This is a genomic window from bacterium 336/3 (assembly GCA_001281695.1).
Classification (GTDB): domain Bacteria; phylum Bacteroidota; class Bacteroidia; order Cytophagales; family Thermonemataceae; genus Raineya.
In genome coordinates, this window is the sequence record LJIE01000001.1 from 1,003,758 (window position 1) to 1,028,565 (window position 24,808).

Sequence of the window (24,808 nt, forward strand, 5' to 3'; positions counted from 1 at the left end):
TATAAAAATGCTATGAAAGAATATCCTTTTACACTCCAAGAATGGGAAATCTGTCTGAAAGTTTTAGAAACTCTCAAAGAAAATCCTTTTGAAAATCCTGATAACCAGAGATTTAAAACACTCATTACTGCTATTCATAAGAAAGCAAAAAAAGAAATTAGAAAAGAAGAATATGAAGTAAAAAAGCTTGAAGATATTACTAAAATTCAGCAAACGGTTATTATCTCAAAAGCACAAGACAATAGCACTTTGTATGCTCATGAGTACACACCTAAAAATCAGGATTTTCAAGACCTTCATATCCCTAAAAGTTGCTATGCTTGTGGGGTAGAATACACAAAACTGCATTTTTTCTATCATAAATTATGCCCTGACTGTGCTGAAGCCAATTACAAATGCAGGCAATTAGAACCCGATTTTGAAAATTATCAGGTTGTCCTTACAGGAGGAAGGGTAAAAATCGGTTATGCAACAGCTCTTAAATTTTTGAGAGCCAAAGCAAATGTATTGGTTACTACTCGTTTTCCAGCTATAGCATTGGAGCAATTCTCAAAAGAACCTGATTTTGAGCATTGGAAGGATAATTTAATGATGTATGGTTTGGATTTGCGAAATGTCAAAAGTGTATATCAGTTTGTAGAATATTGTAAAAAGAATCTTAAATCTTTAGATATTTTAATCAATAATGCTGCTCAAACAATTAGATATACTTCTGAGTACTATCAGCCACTTATTGAACACGAACAAAAACAATATTCTTTACTACAAAATCCTAAGCTTTTACCCAACCAGACACCTATCCATACAGAATTGAGTAAAGAACAATTACCTGATTTTTTAGAATTGGAAAATATCCAAGTGAATCGTTTTGGGCAACCCATTGATTACAGAGAAAAAAATAGTTGGAACTCTACCCTTGAGGAAATTGGTTTGGAAGAGCTTTTAGAAGTGAATTTTATCAATCATATTTCGCCTTACATTCTTATTTCCGAATTAAAGCCTTTGATGTTGCAAAGTGCTCATAAAGAGAAACATATTATCAATGTAACCTCTTCAGAAGGACAGTTTAGTTATGCCAATAAAACGGTTTTCCATCCACATACCAACATGACAAAAGCTGCTCTCAATATGCTTACCCGAACTTCTGCAAGCGATTTTATCAAGAATAATATTTATATGAATGCTGTGGATGTAGGCTGGATTTCAACAGGAGCAAATGAAGAAAAACGCAATCGTTTGTTTGAAAATCTTCAAATTCCACCCTTAGATTCCGTAGATGGGGCAATGCGTATTGTAAAACCCATACTTGATATCAGAGATGGTGATACAGAGTTATATGGTAAACTGCTTAAAAATTATCAGATTGTAGAATGGTAAACAAAAAGACAGCTTTTAGCTGTCTTTTTGTTTAAGGTTTATAACCTATCAATATCTCTTGTTGAAGCCTTTTAAGATCATAATTAATCAAATCAATCTCTTTTTGAATAACTTTATACATATCAATACGAGTTTCTAAGTCATCAAGATGGTATTTTCCACCCAAACCTGCAAACAAATCTATTTTTGCTTGATAATTCTTATCTGATTCAGGAGCAGGAAACTCTAATCTTTTCCAATCTGCTAAAATTTGTTGTTGTCCTGTGGTAGTGGAAGCATTTTTTATAAAAGCTTTGGTCATAAAATTCCAAATGAAAGGCGAAAAAATATTGCTTTTGGTTTTTTTGAGTAAAAAATCTTCCAAATGATTTCTCTTGTGTTCATATAAAATAGTTTTTTTGATAGCAAGTGACCTAAAACCCAAATAACTGGCAGCAACTGCACCAGCTACAGCTACAGCCTGTTCTTTTTCGGTAGATGCACCATCTATGGCAAGCCCGCCTGCGAGAATCGTAGAAGCTCCACCAATAATAATGGAATAAATGGTTGCTTGATTTACTTTTTTATTAATCCAGCCAGAAAGATGTTTCTGAAGCTCTTCCATTCTGGAAATTTCGCAAGCCAATTCAGCCTGAATGCTATTGATGTCAGAATAAGCAAGAGAAATACGTTGCTGTAAATCAATACGAAGGCTGTTGAAACGGCTATCTTGATTTTTGGTAGATTCTACTTTTGTATATTCGCAAAGCAAACCATAAATCCCCATATCTTGAGCAATATTGAGAGAACGATTTGAGAAGCGATTTTTTAGTAAACTAGAGGCATTGGTGGTGTCATAATTCATTTTTTGAATACTGACCATTACCAAAGAATCGTACAGCATAGCACTTTTAGAAACAGAACAGCCTTCAGTAGAGGCATGGATTTGCAATGCTTTTTTATTGCAAGAGCCTAAACTTCCCACAATAAAGATAAACCATAAAATTTTACGCATAGAATTGTGTTATTTTTTGTTTTTAATACTTTGTTTTAGACGTTCAATTTGAAGTAAAGTATTTCTGTAGCCATATTCGTAAATTTTTTTGGCTTCTGCAAAATCAAATACATGATGATTGATAGTTTGTGGCGTTTCAATAATAAAATTGCATTTTTTAAGATTTTCAATAACATTATTCCACATAATCAAATCAAAGCTACGAGTAGCAATATCCCACAAATTCCATTTTTCATTATCTGAAATCACATTGGCATTTACATTTACTCCAATAGTAAAATCGCAAGATTCAATGAGAGGTTCAACAGGTAGATTATTAAGCAAACCACCATCAACATAACTATAGTTTCCTAATTTAACAGGTTTGAAAACCAAAGGAATAGAAGCAGAAGCAATTACAGTATCAAACAAACTTCCTGAACCAATAATTTCGCATTGTCCTGTATGAAGATTAGAAATAGCAACATACATTTTCTTTTGTAAACCACTAAAATTATCAGATGAGATATTCTTTGCAATCAGTTTTTTCAGATATGCTAGTTCAATGAGACCATTGATAGGTACATGCCAAGAAACAAGTTTATAAAGTTTAGCAGATTCAACAATTTCTAAGATTTCAAGAGGTTTTTTACCAGAAGCATACAAACAACCCACAATAGCTCCCATACTTGCCCCTGATATTACTTCCACTTCTATTCCGTGTTCTTCTAATGCTTGTAAAACGCCAATATGGGCAATGCCTCTTGCACCGCCTCCACACAAACAAATACCAATTTTCATATCATTAATTTTGTACAAAAAAAACTGAAATAATTACCAATCCATCATAAAAAAAGAGCCTCTTTTAAGAGGCTCTTTACTTTATTTTTTCAAACCAAATGCTTTTTTGATTTTATCTACGTATTCGGTTTTTTCCCAAGTGAAGAACTCAACTTCTTTCTTGGTTTTCTTACGAATTTCTTGCTTTCCGTTTTTGTCTTCTTTTACTTCTACATAAGAAACATCAACTTTTGCTTTGTAAGAATCTCTACCTACATGTCCGTAAGCTGCTGTTGGAGCAAAGATAGGGTTTTTCAAACCTAAACGCTCAACAATTGCCTTAGGACTCATATCAAACAATTCATTGATTTTCTCTGCAATTTCAGCATCAGAAAGTTTTACTTTTGCTGTTCCATAAGTGTTTACGTTTAAAGAAACAGGCTTGGAAACACCAATTGCATAAGCTACTTGTACCAAAGCCTCATCAGCCAAACCTGCAGCTACAATATTTTTAGCAATATGACGAGCAGCATAAGCGGCACTTCTATCTACTTTAGAAGAATCTTTTCCAGAGAAAGCACCACCACCATGAGCACCTTTACCACCATAAGTATCTACGATAATCTTACGACCAGTCAATCCTGTATCTCCATGAGGTCCACCAATTACAAATTTACCAGTAGGATTGATATGATAAACAGTTTTCTTATCTAATAACTCAGCAGGAATAACTTTAGCAATTACATGCTTCTTGATATCATCACTGATTTTTTTAAGCATTTTAACTTCTGCATCAAAATCATCATGTTGTGTAGAAACTACAACTGTATGAACTCTTTTGGGTTTTCCTTTTGCATCATACTCAATAGTTACCTGAGATTTTGCGTCAGGGCGTAAATAAGGCATCAATTTAGGCTCTTCTTTACGAATACGAGCAAGTTCTTTTACAATACGATGCGAGAAAGCAAGAGCCATAGGCATATATTCAGGAGTTTCGTTACTTGCATAACCAAACATCATACCTTGGTCGCCAGCACCTTGTTCTTTATCTACTCCTTTTCCTTCATCTACACCTTGTGCAATATCAGGCGATTGAGCATGTAAAGCAACCAAAATACCACAAGATTTTGCTTCAAATTGGTATTCTGCTTTTGTATAACCAATACGCTCAATTGTTTCACGTACAACATCTTGTACATCTACATAAGCTTGTGTAGTTACCTCACCAGCAATCACAGCTAAACCTGTTGTTACAAGTGTTTCGCAAGCTACACGAGAGTGAGGGTCTTGAGAAAGCATTGCATCTAAGATTGCATCAGAAATTTGGTCAGCTACTTTGTCAGGGTGTCCTTCAGATACTGACTCGGAAGTAAATAAATATGCCATTGAATTTTATTAAATATTAAAACGAAAATTGAAACGCAAATTTAAGGAAACTTTCTAATCTTAAAATATTTATAGATATTTTTTTGACAAACAATATTTTGTTGAATGAAAAATTAAGGTGTAGATTTTAAATAATCAATAGGATTTAGATAAAACATTTTTTTCCAGCCTTGTTTAGAGCCATCTATTCGCCAAACATAAGGAATAAGAGTTGCGATAGAGTAATGTAAATGAGGAGATTTGCCTTGAGCATTGCCTGTTGTGCCTACTGAGCCTATTTTTTCGTTTCGATTTACCCAAGAAAAATTAGAAGCCTTAATTTCTTTGAGATGAGCATAATAATGGATACGCCATTTTGCACCCAGTACAAGAACAACATTTCCTCCCAAAGCAACATTTCCCGTATAAATCACTAGTCCACTTGTAGAGGCTTTGATAGATGTTCCTTCTTTTGCAAAAATATCTACTCCTTTGTGCGTACCAGATTTACCCCAAGGATAAAACCAAAAAGACTTTGGATGGTAGCTTTTATGATTAGCACCCTCCACAGGCATCGAAAAGCGTTGGGGTAAGAGTAATCCAATGGTAATAAATAAAAAAAAGCCTATGAATAGCGTTTTTTTATGTTTTTTGAATATAGTCATTTGGAGAATAATATAGAAAAAAGAGAAAGAATTTGAGTTGTCTTGACTCTTTTATCCTTTCTCTATTCTTAAATAAAAAACCTAAACTTTTACACCAAAGCAGAATAATACTCCAACATTTCGTCTAAAATTGCATGAACTTCATTTTGTGTAGGAGCTTCTACAAGCCTCATTCTGAAAGACTTGAAATTTTCAAAACCTTTAAAATAATTGGTGTAGTGCCTACGCATTTCTAAGATTCCTAATTTCTCATTCTTCCAGCGTACCGAAAAATCAAGATGTTGTTTACAAGCCTCCAAACGTTCTTCAAGGATAGGAGGAGCAAGCAAGGTTTGTGTTTGTAAGTAATGTTTAATTTCTCTAAAAATCCAAGGATAACCAATAGAAGCTCTGCCAATCATGATACCATCTACACCATATCTATTTTTGTATTCAAAGGCTTTTTCAGGGCTATCAATATCTCCGTTTCCGAAAATAGGAATTTGGATACGTGAGTTTTCTTTGATTTTAGCAATGAGTGTCCAATCGGCAGAGCCTTTGTACATTTGTACACGGGTACGTCCGTGTACTGTAAGAGCTTTAATACCAATATCTTGCAGACGTTCCGCTACATCCAGAATATTTTTGGTGCTATCATCCCAGCCCAAACGAGTTTTAACAGTCACAGGTAAATGAGTTGCTTTTACAACAGCCTCTGTCATTTTTACCATTTTAGGAATATCTTGTAATAAAGCTGCACCTGCACCTTTACAGGCTACTTGCTTCACAGGGCAACCATAATTAATATCAATCAAATCAGGATTTGCCAGAGTAGCTATTTCAGTACACGATGCCATCGTTTGAATATCTGAACCAAATAGCTGAATACCAATGGGTCTTTCGTATTCAAAAATATCTAATTTTTGTTTACTTTTTGCTGCATCACGAATGAGTCCTTCTGAAGAGATAAATTCTGTGTACATCAAATCAGCACCATTGGCTTTGCATACAGCTCTAAAAGGAGGGTCTGAAACATCCTCCATCGGTGCTAAAAGCAAAGGAAAATCTCCCAATTCAATATTTCCAATCTTAACCATTTCTACGATTCCTTGATTAAAAGTTTCAAAGTAATTAGCTAAACCACTGATTTTTTAGTAGTTTTGTCGCAAAATTAAGAAATTTTATTGAAATGACCAAAACACATCCTGCATTCAATATTGTTATCATAGCCTGTATTGCATTTGGTAGTTTAGTAGTTGCTCAAGCTATAAGTTTAGGTGTTGCGACAGCTGTCTATGAACTAAACATTCCTGAAATAGAAAAGATATTAAGGCATCCCAATGTTGAAATACCTCATATCAAGGAGATTTATTGGATTATTCAGGGACTCTCATTATTGTTGGGTTTAGGAGGAGGCTCTTTTTTATACCAGAAATTAGTTGCTAAAACTAATTTTAAACAACTTAATACCAACTCTAATATCCAAACTTTAGGTTTAGGACTTGCTGCTATTGCTTTTCTATGTGCATTACCTATCATTTCTGAAATCGCCTACTGGAATAATCAAATTCATTTTGGTAGTTTCGATAAGGATATTAGAGCCATGGAAAGTACAGCTATGGAACTGACAAAAATTCTTACTCAGATGAATAGTAGTATAGATATGTTGATAGTTTTGGTAGTAATAGCTGTCATTCCAGCTTTTGTAGAAGAATACTTATTCAGAGGTTTATTACAAAACGAGTTTTTGAAATGGTTTAAAAATGGGCATGTGGCTGTATGGGTAACAGCTATTATATTTTCAGCAATTCACTTTCAATTTTTAGGTTTTTTGCCTCGAATGATTTTAGGAGCACTTTTAGGATACTTATACTTATGGTCAGGAAATATTTGGTATTCAATAATAGGGCATTTTGTAAATAATGGTATTCAGGTATTGGCTTTGTATTTGTATCAGACCAAGCAAATAAATCAAGATGTTATGGAAACAACAAGAGCACCTTTCATGGCTGTAATTATAGGAACGATTTTGTTGGTAGGAGCATTATTTCTTTTTAAGAAAAAAACAGAATTTAAGCCTGAGGCATTGCAGGAAGCATAATAACAAAACGAGAGAAGTTGTCAACCTCACTTTCTACTACTATTTCGCCGTTGAGCTTATCAACGGCTTTTTTTACAATATAAAGCCCTAAACCATTTCCTTGTGAGTTTTCAGACGCTCTAAAAAACATCTCAAACATTCTTTGTTGATACTCTTTGGGGATACCAACACCATTATCTTCAACAGCGATTTTAACAAAGTCATCTTGTTTTTCTAAAATTACTTTCACTTGATGAGCTTTTGAAGCCATTTTTTGAAATTGAAAAGCATTTTCCAATAGGTTTATCAGAGCTATCTCTACAATTTCTATATCGGAAATGAATGTACCATCAGAGAAACTCACTTCTACTTGCAGATTGCTGGCAGTAGGGTTCAATTTATCAATGATGTTATGAACAAGAATATCAAAGTTAATTTTACTTTTTTGAAGTTCTTTATGACTAATCAGATTGACCATGAGTAGTTTATCTAACATCTTACTCATTTTCTTTGCTGTACTTTCTGTTTTATCAAAAAAAGTAAGGGCTGTATTGTCCAGTGTATCATTTCTACCAATATTAGCAAGACCAACTAAAGTAGCAAGTGGACCTCTAAAATCGTGAGAAACACGATACATAAATAAATCAAGCTCGTCTTTAGCAATTTGTAAAGCTTCTGTAGCTGTCCTCATTTTATCTGTTCTTTCATTAACCATCTCTTCTAATTGATGATTGAAGACTTGTAGTTCTTCATTCATTTCCTCCAACTGTTGTTGGGTTTCAGTAATTTGATGATTTTGTAGAGTAAGTTGGTGGTGCTGTTCTTGGATAGCTTGATTTTTTGTTTTTAGTAATTGGTTGATCTTTTGGTTTCTATTTGAAGATATCAGCAAAAAAATAGCAAGACCTAAGCTAATCAAACCACTACAAATAGCTAATAAACTAATAGTTCTTTGCTTTTTATAAGTATTTTCTTGAACATCTTGATTTTTTTTAAGAACCTCATTTTCTCTGCCTTGTGCCAATATTTTCCCTTCTTGATATTTATTTTGTAATAAAGAACTTTGCTTATTTATTTCAGAATTGTACAAGCTATCGTTGATAAGAACATATTTTTTGTAGAACAATAAAGCTTTATCATTATCCTTTCTTTTTTCATAGTATTCTGAAAAGTACAAATAAGCTTTTTCTTCTAGCTCTTTTACTTGATTGTTTTTTGCAAGAGCCAAACCCTCATCCAAATAACCATAAGCCTCATCTAGTCTTTCTGTTTGAGTCAGGGCTCTACCCAAAGCAATAGAAGTTTCTGCAATGATGAATTTATTTTTAAGACTTTTTCGGATGACTAACGCTTCTTGGTAGTATTGAATGGCTTTGATAAAATCTTTGGTGTTGTAATGGATATTCCCTAAACTATTAAGAGAATAGTGTATATCTATTGGGCTAATATTTTTTTCTATTTCTAAAGATTGATAATGATATTTGGTAGCTTGTTGATAATCTCCTTTTTTTTCATAAATATCTCCCAGATTGGTATGACAAACAGCTACACCAAGCAAATCTTTTGTTTTTTTACGAAGTTCAAGTGATTTTTTAAAAAACTCTATCCCTTTATCATAATTTTTAAGCTTTACATAAACAGCACCAATCCCACTAAGTGTTCTAGCCATTTCTTTATCATTATTTAATTTTTCATCTATTTGAAGAGCCTTGAAGAAAAAGTCCAAAGAATTTACATAATCACCTTTGACACGCATACAAATTCCAAGACTGTTATATGATTTTGAAATACCAGTTAAATAATTGATTTTTAAAGAAATGTTAAGAGCTTCCTGGGCATATTGTATGCCTAAATCAGACTGATTTCCTGATATTCTAAAACTTAATTGGTTTAAAATTTTAACTTTTATGGTATCAGGCTGTTGTGTTTTTAAAAGCATCTTCAAACTGTCCACAGGGTCTTGTGGATGAGCAAAAGAGCCATTAAAAGTCAACAAACATACAATAAGTGTCAAAACTAAACGCATAGCAGGATTTGAAGTATTTAATTTTATGAAAAGTAAAAAAAACTTTGTTCCTTTCAAAATAAAAAAGGTTTTTTAATTGCTACTCCAAACCAATATGCAACAAGGCATCACCCGAATTAATAACAGGCATATTGTTAATACCAATAATATAACCATTTTTAGGACTTTTTACTATGTACTTTTGTGAACCATAAGGATCTGTGATATGAGCAAGAATTTGATTCTTTTTTACATAATCGCCTGTAAGTACATGAAAATCAAAGATACCTCCAATTTTGGCTCTTATCCAAGATGTTTTGTTCAAAGTGATAGATTTTCTTGATAAATCTATTTCTTGGTTAATTTTCATGTTTAAATGATGCATCACTCTTTTAATGCCTCTTACTCCTTCTTGAATGGAAAGTTCATCAAGGCGTAAAGATTCTCCACCTTCATACACCAAAATGCTTTTTTGTGTTTTAGCAGCCTCTTTTCTAAATGATTTATCTATCAAATCTGACTGCATAATAAATGGAGGAGCGAAATAATTTGCTAATTCTACATTCTTTTCATCAGACAATACACATCTAACTTGTGGATAGTTGCTGATTTTACTACCACCTGTGTGAAAATCAATGCCAAAATCAATATTGGGCAATATTTCTTTAGTCAATATATAAGCTATCTGGCTTGCAATAGACCCTCCTTGGCTACCAGGGAAGCTTCTATTCAAATCTTTTCCATCTGGCAAATCTCTGGTATTTTGTAAAAAACCATAGATATTTACTAAAGGTATAGCAATAACTGTGCCTACATCAGGCATTAGGTATTTTTCGGAAATCAACCTTCTAAGTGTAACTATTCCATTGATTTCATCTCCATGAATACCTGCGGTAAGCAACAAAGAATGCCCTTCTTGTTTACCTTTATATACAAAAACTGGCATATCAATGAGTGTATGAGATGGTAAACGAGCAATGGGAATATCAATTCTACGATAATGTCCTTTTTCTACCAAATCAAATTTTTCTTGGAAAGTAGGTTTCTTTATCATATTCCATTAGATTTTTAAAGAGGGAGTTTAACAAACCTAACTAAGATTTTATAGAAAAACAAGTATTTGAGCGTTTTATGCTTTGAACATTAAAAAAGCCACATTTTGTGGCTTTTTTAAATTAAATTTCGATACCCATTACAAGAATATCATCTGTTTGTGGTTCTGTACCTTGCCAACTTTTAAGAATAGACTCTAATTCTTGCCCTTGTAACTGAATAGGTTTTTCTTGAATTTGTTGTAAAATATCTTTAAAACTTTTTTTCGTAAACTTTTTATGATTGTTACTACTAAATTGATCTTGCATACCATCAGAAGCCATGTATATTTTCTTGATATCTTTTAAAGAATATATATGATTCTGAAGGGCTATATTTTCTACTTGTGTATCACCCACCATCAATCTTTCTCCTTCAACTACATCTAATGAATTATTTTGGAAAATATAAATAGGCATTCTTGCACTAGCAAATTCTAAAGTTTTTTTCACATTATCTATTACGCACATAGCTATTTCCATTCCTCCTCCATCTTGATTTTGCTTTAAAGCTTTCCTCATTTCTTCATGTACTTCTCCTAAGATTTTATTGGGTTCTTGAACTTTATGATCCACAATAACTTTTTGTAAAGCCATACTACCCACAATAGAAAGCAATGCTCCTGGAACACCATGTCCCGTACAGTCTGCCACAGCTATGAATATTTTTTTATCAATTTCTCTGAAAAAGTAAAAATCTCCGCCAACTACATTTTTAGGTTTGTAGAAAATAAAATTATTAGGTAGAGCAACATTGAGTTCAAATCGGTTTGGTAAAAAAGATTTTTGAATACGAGAAGCATATCGAATACTGGCTTCTATGTCTTCATTCTTTTTGGCAATTGTATCCATACTACTTTTTAAATCGTCTTGAGTCTTGTTTAACTTTCGATTATTTCTAAACAAGAAAACTGAAAATATAGATGAGAGAATCAATCCAACTACTACCAAAGCAATCACAATATAAGTGTTTTTTTGCTGTTGTTGTAATAAGTCGATGTGAGCTTTATTTTGTTCATCTTGAAACGATTTAGTAAGATAGTTAATATCTTTTGAGAGTTTATCGTTGTAAATTTCTTCTTGCAGAGCTAAAAATTTATCTTGATACTTCACAGTTAATTCATAATTTTTTATCGCTTTTGCATTGTTTACAAGCACCTCATAAGAATCTTTTTGATAAACTTTATCACCTACTTTCTCAACAATCACTAAGGCTTTTTTAGCATTTTCTTCTGACTCTGTATACTTTTCTAGTTTTAAGTCTATTCTGGCTATACCAATAAGAGCAGTTGCCATACCTCTTGCATCATTAAAACTCTTTGCAAACTCATAAGCCTGATTATAGGATTTGATAGCATCCTCCATTTTGCCCTGAGCCTCATAAATTTTACTGATATTTTCGATAGATGCAGCTGCAGCCTTTTTATCTTTGATACGTTTACGGATTTCTAAAGCTTTTAGATGCTCATCAAGGGCTTTATCATACTCTTTTAAATCTTTATATAATTTACCAAAACTGTTATGAGCATAAGCTACTAATATATCGTTTTGATTAACAGTACCAGCATCAAGAGCTTTTTGAAAATATTCTTCTGCTTGTTTATAATTTTTTTGTAGTCTATAAATTTCGCCAATATTATTGTATGAATGCCCTTCAGCTTCAATATCTTTGGTTCTCTTGTTCTCAACAATACCTTCAAAGAAATATTCTAAAGCTTTGCTGTGTTCACCTACATTTTTATAATTGACACCAATAAAACTCAAACTTTTGTTGATACCTTTATCATATTTGAGTTCTTTAGCTAAATCCAATGCAAATTTACCATATGTTACACCTAATCGTGGGTTGTTATTTCTATATTCCCATGAGATTTGATTAAGAATATCTGCTTTTTCTATGGTTTTGTCTTGTACTTTGTTCAGTCTATCAAGTAATGTTCCTAACTCGTCTTTTTGTGCATAGATGTCATTACATAACAGCAAGAACAGTAAAAAATTAAATATAATTTTCATATTTTTGATTATAAGGGTTTTAAAGTGCAAATCTACACGATTCTATTTATATATAAAAGCATTAAAAAAGAAAGTTTAAGGGAAGATTTATAAAGACTAAGAAAAATTATAAACCCAGTCCAAATCCATATTCACCCAATCATATTTATTTAAATTGGTTTCATCCCAATCACCAAAACAAAGTTTTTTTAGTGACAATTTGTTGTTTATTAATATAAACTCAGCATAGAAAGGATCTAAACCACTTTTGTTAATTTTGTAAAAAGAGGGTATTTCAAGCCAATAAATAATACCCCAAAACTTTAAGAAACAGTTATCTTCTACAATAATTTTTTTTGTTAAAACATCATCTGCACAAAAATATAGACCATTGTTTGTATCATGAATATTGATGAGAACATCACAAAGAGCAGCTAACCAACTTGCTGTATGCTCATCCTGAAAATAACTTATATCTACATTACCCTGATATACAAACATAGGTATTAGAGATTCTTCTAAAGCTTCAAGAATTTCTTTTTTAGATTTTTTAGATTTTCTCTGAATGAACTGTTGTTTCTGTTTGTTCATAGCTTTTAAACGAAAAAATCAGCTAAATATTAATTATTTAGCTGATTGGTGGAAAATATAGAAATTTGATTAACAACCTTCTGTAAGCATTTCTAAAAACTCTCCAAAAGCCCAACCTTCACTTTTTCCATAACGAACTTTATACCATACACCACCATTTTCATCTACGAATACATTATCAGGTTCCGAAGCATTAGGGTCAGTGGCAGGCATAATATAAACCTCTTTACCAAAAGGAATCACTTTGATTTTTTCACTTTCTTTGCTGGGCTCTGTACGCAAAGTAAGCCCCGATTTTGCAGAAATGGTAGCAGTAGATGAATTGATGTATGGGCTAAATAAAAAGCCTTCTTTTTTTCCATAACGAACTCTACACCATACCCCATATACACCATCAATCTCTTTGGAATCATCCATATATTCTAAAATACCTACTTCTTCGTTTTGTGGAATAACTGTTATTTTTTCTGACCTTGGGGTAGGAGCTTTGCGAAGTGTAAGCCCTGATGGAGCAGTAATTAAGCCTTTTTGGACAACACTCGATAAATCTGTTTCTGTTCCGCCTGCACCTTCTGTTTCGGCATCAGCATCATTGGTAGCCTCAACTTTAGCCCCTTTTTTGAGATAACCACCAAAAGCCCAGCCTTCTTTTTTTCCAAATTGTACTTTGTACCAAGAGGCAGTTTTGCCTTTAATAGTTGCTTCTTCGCCTTCTTCAAGGATTTTAACAATGGTATTGGTAGGCAATAAAGTTACCAATTTGCTTTTTCCTGAAGGTTTTGTTCTTAAACTCAGCCCTGTTTTAGCAATTACTACAGCTTTGTCATCATCAGTAGCATCTTTCTCCTCATCACTAGATGAGGCATCATTATTTTTAGCTGTTTCACCAGCAGTCTGACTGCTTTCTGTTTTTTCAGAAGATTTTTCTGATTCTTTAGCTTCTTTCTTGCAGTTTGAAAGCAATAATGCTAAACAAAGTGTTGAAGCAAGGGCATAGGTTAATTTCATAAATTATTGATTTTAAAGAGTATATTAAAAAATATCATGCAACAAAATTAAAATAATTTATGAGAAAGCCTAATTTATTCTCCTAAAACCTTTTCCAATATTTCGATTGCCTGCGAAATAGTTTTAATTTCCTCAAAAATCATCAATTGACGCTTGTTGAGTTCTTTGAGTTTGGCTACTTTAGGGTTTTTCTGTAAAAAATCTATAACTTTACCAAATCTATCAGAATTGTAATATTCTTGTTTTTCAGAACTTGGAAACTGTCCCTTAAGAGATTTCCCTTTTAAAACTAACTTTTCAAAGCCAATTTTTTCAGCGATCCAACGCAAACGAACAGTTTCTACCAAATCTTCTACTTCTTTGGGAAGTTTGCCAAAACGGTCTGTGAGTCTTTTCTGAAATTTATCTAACTCTTCTTCATTTTTTACATTATCAAGCTCATTATAAAGTGAAAGCCTTTCAGAAATGCTTTGTACATAATTATCAGGAATGAGCATTTGTAAGTCTGTTTCGATAATACAGTCTGTGAGCAATTCTTTGGTTTGTGTTTCTTTGAAAAAAAGCTCTTTAAACTCACTTTCTTTGAGTTCGGAAATGGCTTCATCCAAAATTTTATGATAAGCCTCAAAACCTATATCGTTGATAAAACCACTTTGTTCTGCACCTAAAAGGTCTCCAGCCCCACGAATATCCAAATCTCGCATAGCAACCTTAAAACCGTCTCCAAGCTCTGAGAATTCTTCAAGAGTTTTCAAGCGTTTTTGGGCATCGTTGGTGAGTGAAAGCATAGAAGGGACAAGCAAATAGCAATAAGCTTTTTTGTTGGAACGCCCCACACGCCCACGCATTTGATGTAAATCGGAAAGCCCAAACATGTGAGCATGATTAATAATAATAGTATTGGCGTTGGGTATATCTAAACCTGATTCAATGATATTGGTAGAAAGCAATACATCATAATCGCCTTCAATAAAACGCATCATCGTTTTTTCGAGTACACTTCCTTCCATTTGTCCATGAGCAATGCCTATTCGAGCATCAGGGACAAGTTTTAAAATCATATTACCCAAACTTTCAATATCTTTGACACGATTGTGTACAAAAAATACCTGTCCACCACGTCTCAATTCATTGCTAATCACATCCCTGACAAAATCTTCTTTGAAGACATGCATTTCTGTGGTAACAGGCTGTCTGTTGGGTGGGGGAGTACTAATAATAGATAAATCTCTTGCACCCATCAAAGAGAAATGTAAAGTTCGGGGAATAGGAGTAGCTGTAAGGGTCAGACTATCAATGTTTAAACGAACTTCTTTGAGGCGTTCTTTGGCTTTTACACCAAATTTTTGTTCTTCATCAATAATCATAATACCCAAATCTTTAAATTTTACATCATCATTGAGTATTCGGTGTGTACCAATCAAAATATCTACTTTACCTTCAGCTACATTTTTAAGCGTTTCTTTAATCTCTTTGGCAGTTCTGAAACGATTGATATAATCCACCCTGCATGGAAAACGTGAAAGCCTTTCTGCAAATGTTCGATAATGTTGCATTGCCAAAATGGTAGTTGGGACAAGTACAGCGGCTTGTTTGCCATTACAAACGGCTTTAAAAGCGGCTCTGATAGCGACTTCTGTTTTTCCAAAACCTACATCTCCACAGACAAGTCTATCCATAGGATGTGGCTGTTCCATATCAGCTTTCACATCGGCAGTTGCTTTTGCTTGGTCGGGGGTGTCTTCATAAATAAAGGAACTTTCAAGCTCTGCCTGCATAAAATCATCAGAAGCACATGCAAAACCATGAGCAGCCTTTCGTTTGGCATACAAGCCAATCAAGTCTTTGGCAATGTCTTTTACTTTATTTTTAACTTTTGCTTTTTTATTTTCCCATTCTTGACTACCCAATTTACTAATACTTGGAGGTGTGCCTTCAGAAGCAGAATAACGAGAAATTTTGTGTAAAGAATGAATATTGACATACAACAAATCATCATCTCTGTATACCAAACGTACCATTTCTTGCAAATTACCATTAGTTTCTTTCTTCTCCAATCCAGCAAAACGTCCAATACCATAATCTATATGAGTTACAAAATCACCAGGCTTAAGAGTTTGCAACTCTTTGAGTGTAAGAGCTTTTGATTTAGAAAAGCGTTGTTGTGTTTTATATCTATAAAAACGTTCAAAAATTTGATGGTCAGTAAAACAAACAATTTGTGCATTGGGGTCAATAAAACCTTCTCGAAGAGAAATTGCTAAATTTTGTGCTTTCAAATTTGGTTTAATCTCTTCAAAGATACTTCTGAGACGTTCAGTTTGTTTGACAGAGTCAGATGCTATCAGGTTTGTAAAATGCTGAAATTGATATTGATGCAATGTATCTGCAAGCAATTGGAAATCTTTGTTAAAAGAAGGCTGAATTTGTGTTTTGTATTCAATGGACTGAGCATTTTTGAAATAGAAATTTCTACCAAACTCTACACAAAAAAACTCTAAGAGTAATTTTTTAAAATTATCTTTTGTTTCAAAAAGCACTTCAGGGTTAGCTATGACTTGTGTTTGGTTACTTACAGCCAAAATTGCCTCAAAATTAGCTTGTACTTTTTCAAAACACTTTTCAATTACTTCAAGACTTAAAGTGATGTTTTTGAGCCAAATAGTGCTGTTTTTAGGAATAAACTCCAAGAATGATTCTCTTTTTTCTTGAAGTAGCTTGGTTTGGGTATTTGGAACAATGATAGCTTGTTCACAAATTTCTAAAGAAAGTTGTGAATCAGGGTTAAATGTTCTTAGACTTTCAATTTCATTTCCGAAAAGCTCAATCCTGAAAGGGTATTCACTTGCAAACGAAAAAATGTCAATAATCCCACCTCGAATAGCAAACTGACCAGCTTCATAAACAAAATCTGTTTTTTCAAAATCGTACTCTATCAAAAGTTCACTGATAAAATCCAAATCTAATGTTTCACCAATTTTGGCTGTATAAGTATGTTCTAAAAGAGTTTGTTTATTAACAACTTTTTCGGAAAGAGCTTCAGGGTAAGTAACTATCAATAAGCCTTTTGCCTTTTCATTTGTGGCATTGAGAGGCGAAAGTTTTTTATTGAGTTGTGAAATGGTATTCAGCGTTTCAGCTCTTTGAAGCACATTGGCATTTTCTATTTCTTCATAATGATAGGGACGTTTGTAAGAAGTGGGGAAAAATAAAATGTCTTTTTGTGTTCCTAACAAATTCTGTAAATCGTAATGAAAATAAGCAGCCTCTTCTTTATCATGTAAAACAAAAATATGATTGGTTTCAGGTGTTTTCTGATGAATAGTAGCTGCAATAATCGCATCAATACTTCCTTGCAAACCCTTGATTTGCAAACGATTTTGTTCTCGGTTCTGTAAATATTGAGCAATAGACTGTATCAGTCCGTCTTCTTTATAGATATGTAAAAGGTCTTGCGTTTTCAAGGCAATAAATCTTTTTAAGGTTGAGTTTTTACAAAAATAATAGAAAAAACATGATTTTTGTTTCAGTTCTTTTGTCATAACAGCCTGATTTTTTTAATTTGCTTGCCAAATGATATTTATGACAAAAGTTCTCATCACACAATCCAATTATATTCCTTGGAAAGGCTATTTCGATGCCATCAATATGGCAGATGAATTCGTGATGTACGATGAGGTACAATACACCAAACGAGATTGGCGTAATAGGAATATGATTAAAACCCCACAAGGCTCGCAGTGGCTTAGTGTACCTGTGCAAGTAAAAGGCAATTTTTTTCAAAAAATAAAAGACACTAAAATTAGTGAAGCAGACTGGGGAAAGAAACATTGGAATAATATCAAACAAAATTATTCAAAAGCGACCTGTTTTAAAGAAATGGCACCAGTTTTTGAAGATTTTTACCTCAACAACACACTTGAATACCTTTCTGAAATCAACTATGAGTTGATAAAAATAGTTTGTGAAATTCTCCAAATTTCAACCAAAATCACTTTTTCCGAATCATATCCTATTTCGCAAGAAGGACAAACGGAACGCTTGGTAGATATTTGTAAGCAACTCAAGGCAAGTATATATTATACAGGTCCTGCTGCTAAAAATTATATGGATGAAAAGTTATTTGAAAAAGAAAATATTCAAATCAATTATTTAGATTATAGTGGATACCCTGAATATCAACAACTTTATGGAGAATTTACCCATCAAGTCTCAATTTTAGACTTGATTTTCAATGAAGGAAGCAATGCTACCAAGTTTATGAAAAGTTTTTAAAAACTACAAAATGAAAATATCTGTACTCACAACGCTCTATTATTCAGAAAACTACATCAAAGAGTTTTATGAAAGAACATTGGCTTGTCTCAAACAAATGCAAGTAGAGTACGAATTTATCATTGTAGATGATGGTTCTCCTGATAATTCGTTAAAAGTAGCTATTGAGCTTATCCAAAAAGATAAAAATGTAAAAGTTGTTGAGCTTTCTCGCAATTTTGGACATCATCAAGCTTTACTTACAGCCTTGAACCAAGCTACAGGCGATTGGATGTTTCTGATAGACTCAGATCTTGAAGAAGCTCCTGAATTGCTTTTAGAATATTGGAACGAATTGCAAAAAGACCTCAATACAGATGTAATTTACGGAATACAACAACAAAGAAAGGGAAATTGGTTTGAACGTTTTAGTGGAAAGTGGTATTATAAGTTTTTTAGCATGATTTCAGATATTGACTATCCTGCTGATACTTTGACAGCTCGTCTGATGAAGAAAGAGTATGTAAAAGCCGTTTTGAAATATCCCGAGAAGGAAATGGATTTGTGGTGTTTGTTTCAAATGGCGGGCTTCAAACAGAAAGCTATGATGGTAACCAAAGCCAGTAAAGGAACAAGCACATACACACTTTCCAAAAAATTTAAGATGGCTCTCAATACCATCACTTCTGTGAGCCATAAGCCTCTTTATTTCATTTTTTACGTAGGACTTTTGATGTCTTCATTTGCTTTTGTGTATATTGCTTGGGCTTTGTGGCAATATTTTGCTTATGACGATAAAATTGAAGGTTGGACAAGTATCGCCATTTCTATTTGGGCAGTAGGAGGTATTATCACTTTTTGTATTGGAATCATTGGTATTTACTTAGCCAAAATGTTTTCGGAAATCAAACAAAGACCACACAGCATCATACGCAATATACATCATTCAGAAAATATATAAACGACATTATGCAACACATTATAGATAAACTCAATCAATTTTATAAGGAACAATTAGAACTCTACGGCTCTACAGCTCAGGGCGTGAACTGGAAAGATGAAGATGCTCAAATTTTGCGTTTTGTACAATTACTCAAAATTTTAGAAAACGAATCTAAAGGTTTTTCTATCAACGATTTGGGATGTGGTTATGGAGCATTAGCACCTTTTATGCAAAAAATTGGTTTCCAAGATTTTGTATTCAGAGGTTACGACCTTTCTGTTGATATGATTGAAAAAGCAAAAGAAACTTATCAAGATATTTCGCAAGCAAATTTTTATACCATTCAAAAGACACAAGAAATGGCGGAGGCAGATTATTGTGTGGCGAGTGGTATTTTCAATAAAAAACTGAATTTAAAAGAGTTTGAATTTTTTCCATATATTCTTGAAACACTTGAAGTTATGAATGATAAAAGCAAAAAAGGTTTTGCTTTTAATATGCTGACAAGTTACTCTGATAAAGACAAACAACGTGAAGATTTATATTATGCCAATCCGTCTTTTGTTTTTGATTATTGTATGCGAAATTTTTCAAGAAACGTAGCTCTTCTGCATGACTACAGGGCTTACGATTTCACTATTTTGGTAAAAAAATAATATACCAGCATCTTATTATCTATAATATAAGTTACTAAAATTTCTATATCACACATCTATGGGATATGTATATATTTTCCTGACAGTACTTTTAAGTGCTTATGGACAAATTGTACTCAAATGGCGATTGAATTTAAAAGGGAGTATGCCTGAAGGTTTTATACCAAAATTATATTATTTTTGGGAAGTTTTTTGGGATTTTTGGGTAATTTCTAGTTTTGCTTCAGCTTTTTTAGCAAGTTTTACTTGGATAGCAGCTTTGACAAAATTTGATTTGTCATTTGCATATCCATTTACGAGTTTAGCTTTTATTTTGGTAATGTTTATGAGTTATTACTTGTTTTCAGAGCCTCTTTCATGGCAAAAAGTGGTAGGAACGTTACTCATTATTGTAGGAACTTTTTTTGTAGCAAAAGGTTAAATATGAGTTTTTTATGAAAATTGGATTTAATAAGCCTTATTTTACAGGCAAAGAAACAACATATATCAAAGAAGCAGTAGAAAAAGGACATATTTCTGGGGATGGCTTTTTTACTAAAAAATGCCATCAATTTTTTGAGAATCGTTACAAGTTTAAAAAATGTTTACTAACAACTTCATGTACCGATGCCCTTGAAATGGCAGCCATTTTGATAGATATAAAGCCTGATGATGAGGTGATAATCCCTTCTTATACGTTTGTATCCACAGCCAATGCTTTTGTTCTTAGAGGTGCCAAAATCGTATTTGCTGATAGCGAAGCCTATCATCCAAATATTGATGCAGACCAAATAGAAAAACTAATTACTCCCAAAACTAAAGCAATTGTTGTTGTACATTATGCAGGTGTTGCCTGTGATATGGATACTATTCAAGAAATATCAAAAAAGCATAATCTTTTTTTGATAGAAGATGCAGCACAAGCCATAGAATCCTTTTATAAAGATAAGCCTCTGGGTAGTTTTGGACATTTATCAGCTTTTTCCTTTCATGAAACTAAAAATATTATCTCTGGCGAAGGAGGAATGCTTATCATTAATGACGAAGCACTTATCAAAAGAGCTGAAATTATCAGAGAAAAAGGTACAAACCGTTCAGCATTTTTTAGAGGTGAAATTGATAAATATGGATGGGTGGATGTAGGTTCATCGTTTTTACCCTCAGAAATTATAGCTGCATTTTTGTATGCCCAACTTGAAAACCTAGAAGATATTCAACAAAAAAGGCATCAAATCTGGCGGAGATATTATCAAGATTTATTTGAAGGAGAACAAAAAGCATACTTTCAATTACCAAAAGTTCCTGATTATGCTAAACACAATGCCCACATGTTTTATATTGTTTGTAGAAATATTGAGGAAAGAACCAATTTAATATCTTACTTGAAAAGTAAAGATATTCAAGCTGTTTTTCATTATTTATCACTTCATAAAAGTCCTTTTTATAAGTCTCAAGTTTCACATATTCCACTTTTGCCTCATAGCGATTATTTTACTGATAACTTGGTAAGACTTCCTTTTTATTATGAACTTAAATTGGAAGAACAATCCTTTATAAGTCAAACAATCTTAGAGTTTTATTCAGAAAAAGTGTAGTTTTTTCTAAAAAGAGAAACTCAAATTAGATAAATTTCTTGAAAAATATTACATAAGTTTTTTTTAATTAACTTTTGTATATATTCAAGTTCTAAATTTAGAATTTTTATTGCTTTTTGATAGATAATTTCCACAGAAACAGGACTTATATCTGTTTCAAAAAGAATTAAATGGCTATCAATATTGAAGAAAATTTGCTGAAGTTTTTCATTTTTTAATAAACTTTCTCCAAAACTTAAATAAATACCTTTTTTTTGTAGTGCTAACGCTGTTTCTAAGTTTCCCTGAAAACCATGAATAATCCAATTTTGTTTAGGATTGTGTAACTTATAAGCTTCAAGAATATCGCTATATGCTTTTACACAATGAATGATAAGAGGTTTATGAAGTTCTTCTGAAAGCTCAATATGTTTATCAAATACTTCTTTCTGAAAATCTATATCTATCGTGATTTTTCTATCCAGTCCAGTTTCGCCAATAGCAATAACTCTCTGATTTTTAGATGTTTCTTGCACTTCTTTCAAAGAAAGCTGAATAGTATTTTTATCTAAAAACCAAGGATGTAAGCCTACAGAATACCATTTGTTTTCTTGAATAATATCTTGATTTTCTTGTGGAAAAGTAATATTTCTCAAAGACCAAACATCAGAATTACGGTGGGTATGAATATTGTAAAAATCACGCATTATATAAAATGGTATTTTGCGTATATTTTCTAAAAATTATTCTAAAACGTATTAAATGTTACTTGCTAATCAAGGGCTTGCAAAGTACTAAATTTGCAAATCGTTAATTCTTGATATATATTTGTTACGGAAATAAAGTTTGAGATTTAAGCTCTACTGAAATGCCCGAAGATCTTCTTCGGGCTTTTTGTTTTTAATTTGTTCACAATAGAAATAAGGAAAATAAAGACTGAGAGTTAAACTCTACTGAAATGCTCGTTTATGTACTTCTACGAACTTTTAAGAAGAAGGTTACATGAATTATTATTTTTTTTCGTAAATTCGCCAAAATTCATTTCGCTTATTTTTATGAAATCAACGCTTCTTACTACCATTCTGTTTTTTATTAGTTTATTAGTATTTTCTCAAAAGAAGATAAAGACATTTTCAGACATATTTGAAGGAAATGCAATTAGAATTTGTGAAGATTTAAATGACCATGATGAAGTTATGAAAAGATTCAGGGAAGCCTCTAAAGCTTCTTCAGAAGAACATCTATGTAGTCATCATAAATCTATGAAACGAGTCATAGAATCTCATCAAAGACTTAACTTTTCTCAAGATTTATACAATTTGATGGAATTATATGATGTCAAACAATATCATATTGACCTCAATATTGAAACCAATACTACTCTGGTTTCAGGAAATGTAAAATTTTATGCTCAAGCTCGCAATAATATTTCAACTTTTGCTTTTGAACTTCATCCAAATTATACGGTAAGTAGTGTAGTCGTAAAAGGAATAACCTACAATAGCACAGCAATTATCAGAAATAGCAATGAAGCACGAGTAAACTTAAATGCTGCCATCAATCAGAATGAGCTTTTTGAAGCAACTATTTATTATAGTGGTAATGGTCCTGTGGATAACAGTAATATTGATGCTGGATTCTGCCAAAGAACAAATTCTAGTAATAAAAAATATACTTACACCATGAGTCAGCCTTATGGTACAGCAGATTGGATGCCTGTAAAACAAATTCTTTCTGACAAAGCAGATTCAGTAAAAGTCTATATTACAACATCCAATACAAATAAAGTAGGTTCTCAAGGAGTTTTAAAAAATGTAGTAAGTGTTGGAGGAGGAAAATCGAGACACGAGTGGGAATCAAAATACCCAATAGCTTATTATTTAATTTCTTTTGCTGTAGGAGAGTATGTGGATTATACCATCAATGCCAATCTTGGAGGAACAAATATTCCTATTGTAAACTATGTTTATGATAATGCAACTGTAACGGCTAATCAAGCCAGCCTAGACCAAACCAAATTGACTTTGGAAAAATTTTCTCAATCTTTTGGAGATTACCCTTTTAAGTTAGAAAAGTATGGACATTGCCAAGTACCTCATAATTTTTACTTGGAAAACCAAACGATGTCTACCATGATAAACTTTCCTAATACCATTGTAGCACACGAATTGGCTCATCAATGGCATGGAGATGCCATGAGTTTGAAATCTTTCAGTGAAATCGGTTTGAGTGAAGGTTTTGCAAATTATTCAGAATTTTTGTACAGAGAATATTTTATAAATTTAGCTTCAGCACAAACCACTTATCGTGGTTGGGTAAATAGCATTACAAGCCAACCAGGTGGTAGTGTTTATTTGGTAGATTCATTGGATACAGATGCTATGTTCAATTCTCGATTAATCTATCAAAAAGGTGCATCATTAATACACATGATTCGTTACCTCATCAATGATGATGATAAATTTTATCAAGCCTTAAGAGCTTATACAGCACAATATCAGCATAAAACGGTTACCTATAACGATTTTGCAGGCGTAATTAACACAGTTACAGGTGTAAACCTTACTCAAGACTTTTTACCACAATGGTATAAAGGTGAAGGCTTTCCAACTTATAATATTACATGGAACTGGAAAGATGGTTATTTGCATATTATATCCAATCAGGTTACATCCAAGCCTTCTGTTACACCATTCTTTAAAATGCCTTTTGAATTGGCAGTTACAGATGTAAATGGAGTTACAACAGTTATCCGTTTAGCTCAGGATGCAAATAAACAATTACATAGAGTGGCTATGCCTACGGCTATTTCTAGTGTAAGTTTTGATCCAAGAGTATTTTTAGTAGCTAAAAGTAGTTTAACAAGAGATAATGCTCTTGTAGTGGAGGCAGATGCTCCTAAAATAATAAGCCTTAAACCTGCACACCAAGCTCTTGATGTGATACAAAATGCCAATTTAGAAATTACATTTGATGAAAGTATTTTCAAAAATTTTGGAAACATTGTAATTCGTAAAGAAAGTGATGAAAGTATATTCCACACATTTGATATACAGACAAGTGGGGCTGTTACCGTTTCAGGTTCAAAACTTACATTAAATCCACCCAAAGATTTTGAATTAGGGCAAACCTATTATGTAGAAGTGAATAATAATGTTGTGATGGATAAACTTGATAATAGCTTTGCAAGTGGGTTTTCAGGTAAAAATACTTGGAGATTCACAACAAACAATATTATCAATGCAATAGGAGATAATCTGAGTCAAGAAATTATTTTATATCCAAATCCTGCTAAAGAAGTATTGCATATCAAAGGCAATCAATTGATTGAAGAGATGAAAATTATCAATACATTGGGAAATATTGTTTTAAATACTGAAAATCCTCAAAAAGAAATACACATATCCAATCTACCATCTGGGGTTTATTATGTAAAAATAACTACCATAGATAAAAAGCAAAGAATTATAAAGCTTGTAAAGCAATCATAAAATAA

Annotated in this window: 19 protein-coding genes and 1 pseudogene; 8 read left to right on the forward strand and 12 right to left on the reverse strand. The window is 32.6% G+C overall.

What is annotated here, in order from left to right:
• Window positions 1–12 precede the first annotated feature (12 nt).
• Window positions 13–1,377 (forward strand): oxidoreductase, encoded by a 1,365-nt coding sequence (locus AD998_04825; GenBank protein ID KOY85565.1) that lies wholly within the window; start codon window positions 13–15, stop codon window positions 1,375–1,377.
• A 31-nt stretch (window positions 1,378–1,408) separates the two neighbouring features.
• Here the strand turns inward: AD998_04825 and AD998_04830 are convergent, their stop codons facing one another.
• From AD998_04830 to AD998_04850, 5 genes are all read right to left on the reverse strand, one after another.
• Window positions 1,409–2,371 carry a hypothetical protein gene (locus tag AD998_04830; GenBank protein KOY85566.1) on the reverse strand — a complete coding sequence of 321 codons (963 nt, stop codon included), beginning with the start codon at window positions 2,369–2,371 and terminating at the stop codon, window positions 1,409–1,411.
• A gap of 9 nt (window positions 2,372–2,380) precedes the next feature.
• A complete protein-coding gene (locus tag AD998_04835) occupies window positions 2,381–3,151 on the reverse strand; it encodes a hypothetical protein (GenBank protein ID KOY85567.1) in 771 nt (256 codons plus the stop codon).
• 81 nt (window positions 3,152–3,232) lie between these two features.
• Window positions 3,233–4,516, reverse strand: a complete 1,284-nt coding sequence (locus AD998_04840; protein ID KOY85568.1) for a hypothetical protein — start codon at window positions 4,514–4,516, stop codon at window positions 3,233–3,235.
• 113 nt (window positions 4,517–4,629) lie between these two features.
• Complete coding sequence (locus AD998_04845; GenBank protein KOY85569.1) at window positions 4,630–5,160, reverse strand: peptidase M23; 531 nt, start codon at window positions 5,158–5,160, stop codon at window positions 4,630–4,632.
• An 89-nt stretch (window positions 5,161–5,249) separates the two neighbouring features.
• Complete coding sequence (locus tag AD998_04850) at window positions 5,250–6,236, reverse strand: nitrogen fixation protein NifR (protein KOY85570.1); 987 nt, start codon at window positions 6,234–6,236, stop codon at window positions 5,250–5,252.
• Between the two features lie 488 nt (window positions 6,237–6,724).
• Between AD998_04850 and AD998_04855 the strand changes: the two are divergent.
• Window positions 6,725–7,240 (forward strand): annotated as a pseudogene (locus tag AD998_04855) (hypothetical protein).
• On the opposite strand, the gene AD998_04860 reads toward AD998_04855, so the two are convergent.
• From AD998_04860 to AD998_04885, 6 genes are all read right to left on the reverse strand, one after another.
• Complete coding sequence (locus AD998_04860) at window positions 7,212–9,302, reverse strand: hypothetical protein (GenBank protein ID KOY85571.1); 2,091 nt, start codon at window positions 9,300–9,302, stop codon at window positions 7,212–7,214. The pseudogene AD998_04855 and the gene AD998_04860 overlap by 29 nt on opposite strands.
• A 22-nt stretch (window positions 9,303–9,324) precedes the next feature.
• Window positions 9,325–10,242, reverse strand: a complete 918-nt coding sequence (locus AD998_04865; GenBank protein KOY88058.1) for a succinylglutamate desuccinylase — start codon at window positions 10,240–10,242, stop codon at window positions 9,325–9,327.
• Window positions 10,243–10,399: 157 nt separating this feature from the next.
• Complete coding sequence (locus AD998_04870) at window positions 10,400–12,328, reverse strand: hypothetical protein (GenBank protein ID KOY85572.1); 1,929 nt, start codon at window positions 12,326–12,328, stop codon at window positions 10,400–10,402.
• 96 nt (window positions 12,329–12,424) lie between these two features.
• Window positions 12,425–12,898, reverse strand: coding sequence for a hypothetical protein (locus tag AD998_04875; protein KOY85573.1), 474 nt, complete (start codon window positions 12,896–12,898; stop codon window positions 12,425–12,427).
• Between the two features lie 69 nt (window positions 12,899–12,967).
• Entirely contained in the window at window positions 12,968–13,906 is a 939-nt protein-coding gene (locus AD998_04880; GenBank protein KOY85574.1) for a hypothetical protein, read from the reverse strand.
• Between the two features lie 74 nt (window positions 13,907–13,980).
• Entirely contained in the window at window positions 13,981–17,370 is a 3,390-nt protein-coding gene (locus AD998_04885; protein ID KOY88059.1) for a transcription-repair coupling factor, read from the reverse strand.
• Window positions 17,371–17,488: 118 nt separating this feature from the next.
• On the opposite strand from AD998_04885, the gene AD998_04890 reads away from it, so the two are divergent.
• The 5 genes from AD998_04890 to AD998_04910 are packed head-to-tail and all read left to right on the forward strand — an operon-like array spanning window position 17,489 to window position 21,333.
• Window positions 17,489–18,181 carry a hypothetical protein gene (locus AD998_04890; protein KOY85575.1) on the forward strand — a complete coding sequence of 231 codons (693 nt, stop codon included), beginning with the start codon at window positions 17,489–17,491 and terminating at the stop codon, window positions 18,179–18,181.
• A gap of 10 nt (window positions 18,182–18,191) precedes the next feature.
• Window positions 18,192–19,121 (forward strand): hypothetical protein, encoded by a 930-nt coding sequence (locus AD998_04895; protein KOY85576.1) that lies wholly within the window; start codon window positions 18,192–18,194, stop codon window positions 19,119–19,121.
• A 17-nt stretch (window positions 19,122–19,138) separates the two neighbouring features.
• Window positions 19,139–19,759, forward strand: a complete 621-nt coding sequence (locus tag AD998_04900) for a hypothetical protein (protein ID KOY88060.1) — start codon at window positions 19,139–19,141, stop codon at window positions 19,757–19,759.
• 58 nt (window positions 19,760–19,817) lie between these two features.
• Window positions 19,818–20,180 carry a hypothetical protein gene (locus tag AD998_04905; GenBank protein ID KOY85577.1) on the forward strand — a complete coding sequence of 121 codons (363 nt, stop codon included), beginning with the start codon at window positions 19,818–19,820 and terminating at the stop codon, window positions 20,178–20,180.
• A 13-nt stretch (window positions 20,181–20,193) separates the two neighbouring features.
• Complete coding sequence (locus AD998_04910) at window positions 20,194–21,333, forward strand: TDP-4-oxo-6-deoxy-D-glucose aminotransferase (protein KOY85578.1); 1,140 nt, start codon at window positions 20,194–20,196, stop codon at window positions 21,331–21,333.
• 20 nt (window positions 21,334–21,353) lie between these two features.
• Here the strand turns inward: AD998_04910 and AD998_04915 are convergent, their stop codons facing one another.
• Entirely contained in the window at window positions 21,354–22,019 is a 666-nt protein-coding gene (locus AD998_04915) for a hypothetical protein (GenBank protein KOY85579.1), read from the reverse strand.
• Between the two features lie 348 nt (window positions 22,020–22,367).
• Here AD998_04915 and AD998_04920 point away from each other — a divergent pair, with 348 nt between their 5' ends.
• The gene (locus tag AD998_04920) at window positions 22,368–24,803 is read left to right on the forward strand and encodes a hypothetical protein (GenBank protein ID KOY85580.1); all 2,436 of its coding nucleotides are present in this window, start codon (window positions 22,368–22,370) and stop codon (window positions 24,801–24,803) included.
• Window positions 24,804–24,808: the final 5 nt, after the last annotated feature.

Bases quoted from the DNA above. Each gene is read 5' to 3' on its own strand.
- AD998_04910 (KOY85578.1), top strand. From the start codon at position 20,194: ATGAAAATTGGATTTAATAAGCCTTATTTTACAGGCAAAGAAACAACA.
- AD998_04875 (KOY85573.1), bottom strand. From the start codon at position 12,898: ATGAACAAACAGAAACAACAGTTCATTCAGAGAAAATCTAAAAAATCT.
- AD998_04835 (KOY85567.1), bottom strand. From the start codon at position 3,151: ATGAAAATTGGTATTTGTTTGTGTGGAGGCGGTGCAAGAGGCATTGCC.
- AD998_04870 (KOY85572.1), bottom strand. From the start codon at position 12,328: ATGAAAATTATATTTAATTTTTTACTGTTCTTGCTGTTATGTAATGAC.
- AD998_04850 (KOY85570.1), bottom strand. From the start codon at position 6,236: ATGGTTAAGATTGGAAATATTGAATTGGGAGATTTTCCTTTGCTTTTA.
- AD998_04915 (KOY85579.1), bottom strand. From the start codon at position 22,019: ATGCGTGATTTTTACAATATTCATACCCACCGTAATTCTGATGTTTGG.
- AD998_04895 (KOY85576.1), top strand. From the start codon at position 18,192: ATGAAAATATCTGTACTCACAACGCTCTATTATTCAGAAAACTACATC.
- AD998_04890 (KOY85575.1), top strand. From the start codon at position 17,489: ATGACAAAAGTTCTCATCACACAATCCAATTATATTCCTTGGAAAGGC.
- AD998_04920 (KOY85580.1), top strand. From the start codon at position 22,368: ATGAAATCAACGCTTCTTACTACCATTCTGTTTTTTATTAGTTTATTA.
- AD998_04905 (KOY85577.1), top strand. From the start codon at position 19,818: ATGGGATATGTATATATTTTCCTGACAGTACTTTTAAGTGCTTATGGA.
- AD998_04880 (KOY85574.1), bottom strand. From the start codon at position 13,906: ATGAAATTAACCTATGCCCTTGCTTCAACACTTTGTTTAGCATTATTG.
- AD998_04830 (KOY85566.1), bottom strand. From the start codon at position 2,371: ATGCGTAAAATTTTATGGTTTATCTTTATTGTGGGAAGTTTAGGCTCT.
- AD998_04825 (KOY85565.1), top strand. From the start codon at position 13: ATGAAAGAATATCCTTTTACACTCCAAGAATGGGAAATCTGTCTGAAA.
- AD998_04845 (KOY85569.1), bottom strand. From the start codon at position 5,160: ATGACTATATTCAAAAAACATAAAAAAACGCTATTCATAGGCTTTTTT.
- AD998_04840 (KOY85568.1), bottom strand. From the start codon at position 4,516: ATGGCATATTTATTTACTTCCGAGTCAGTATCTGAAGGACACCCTGAC.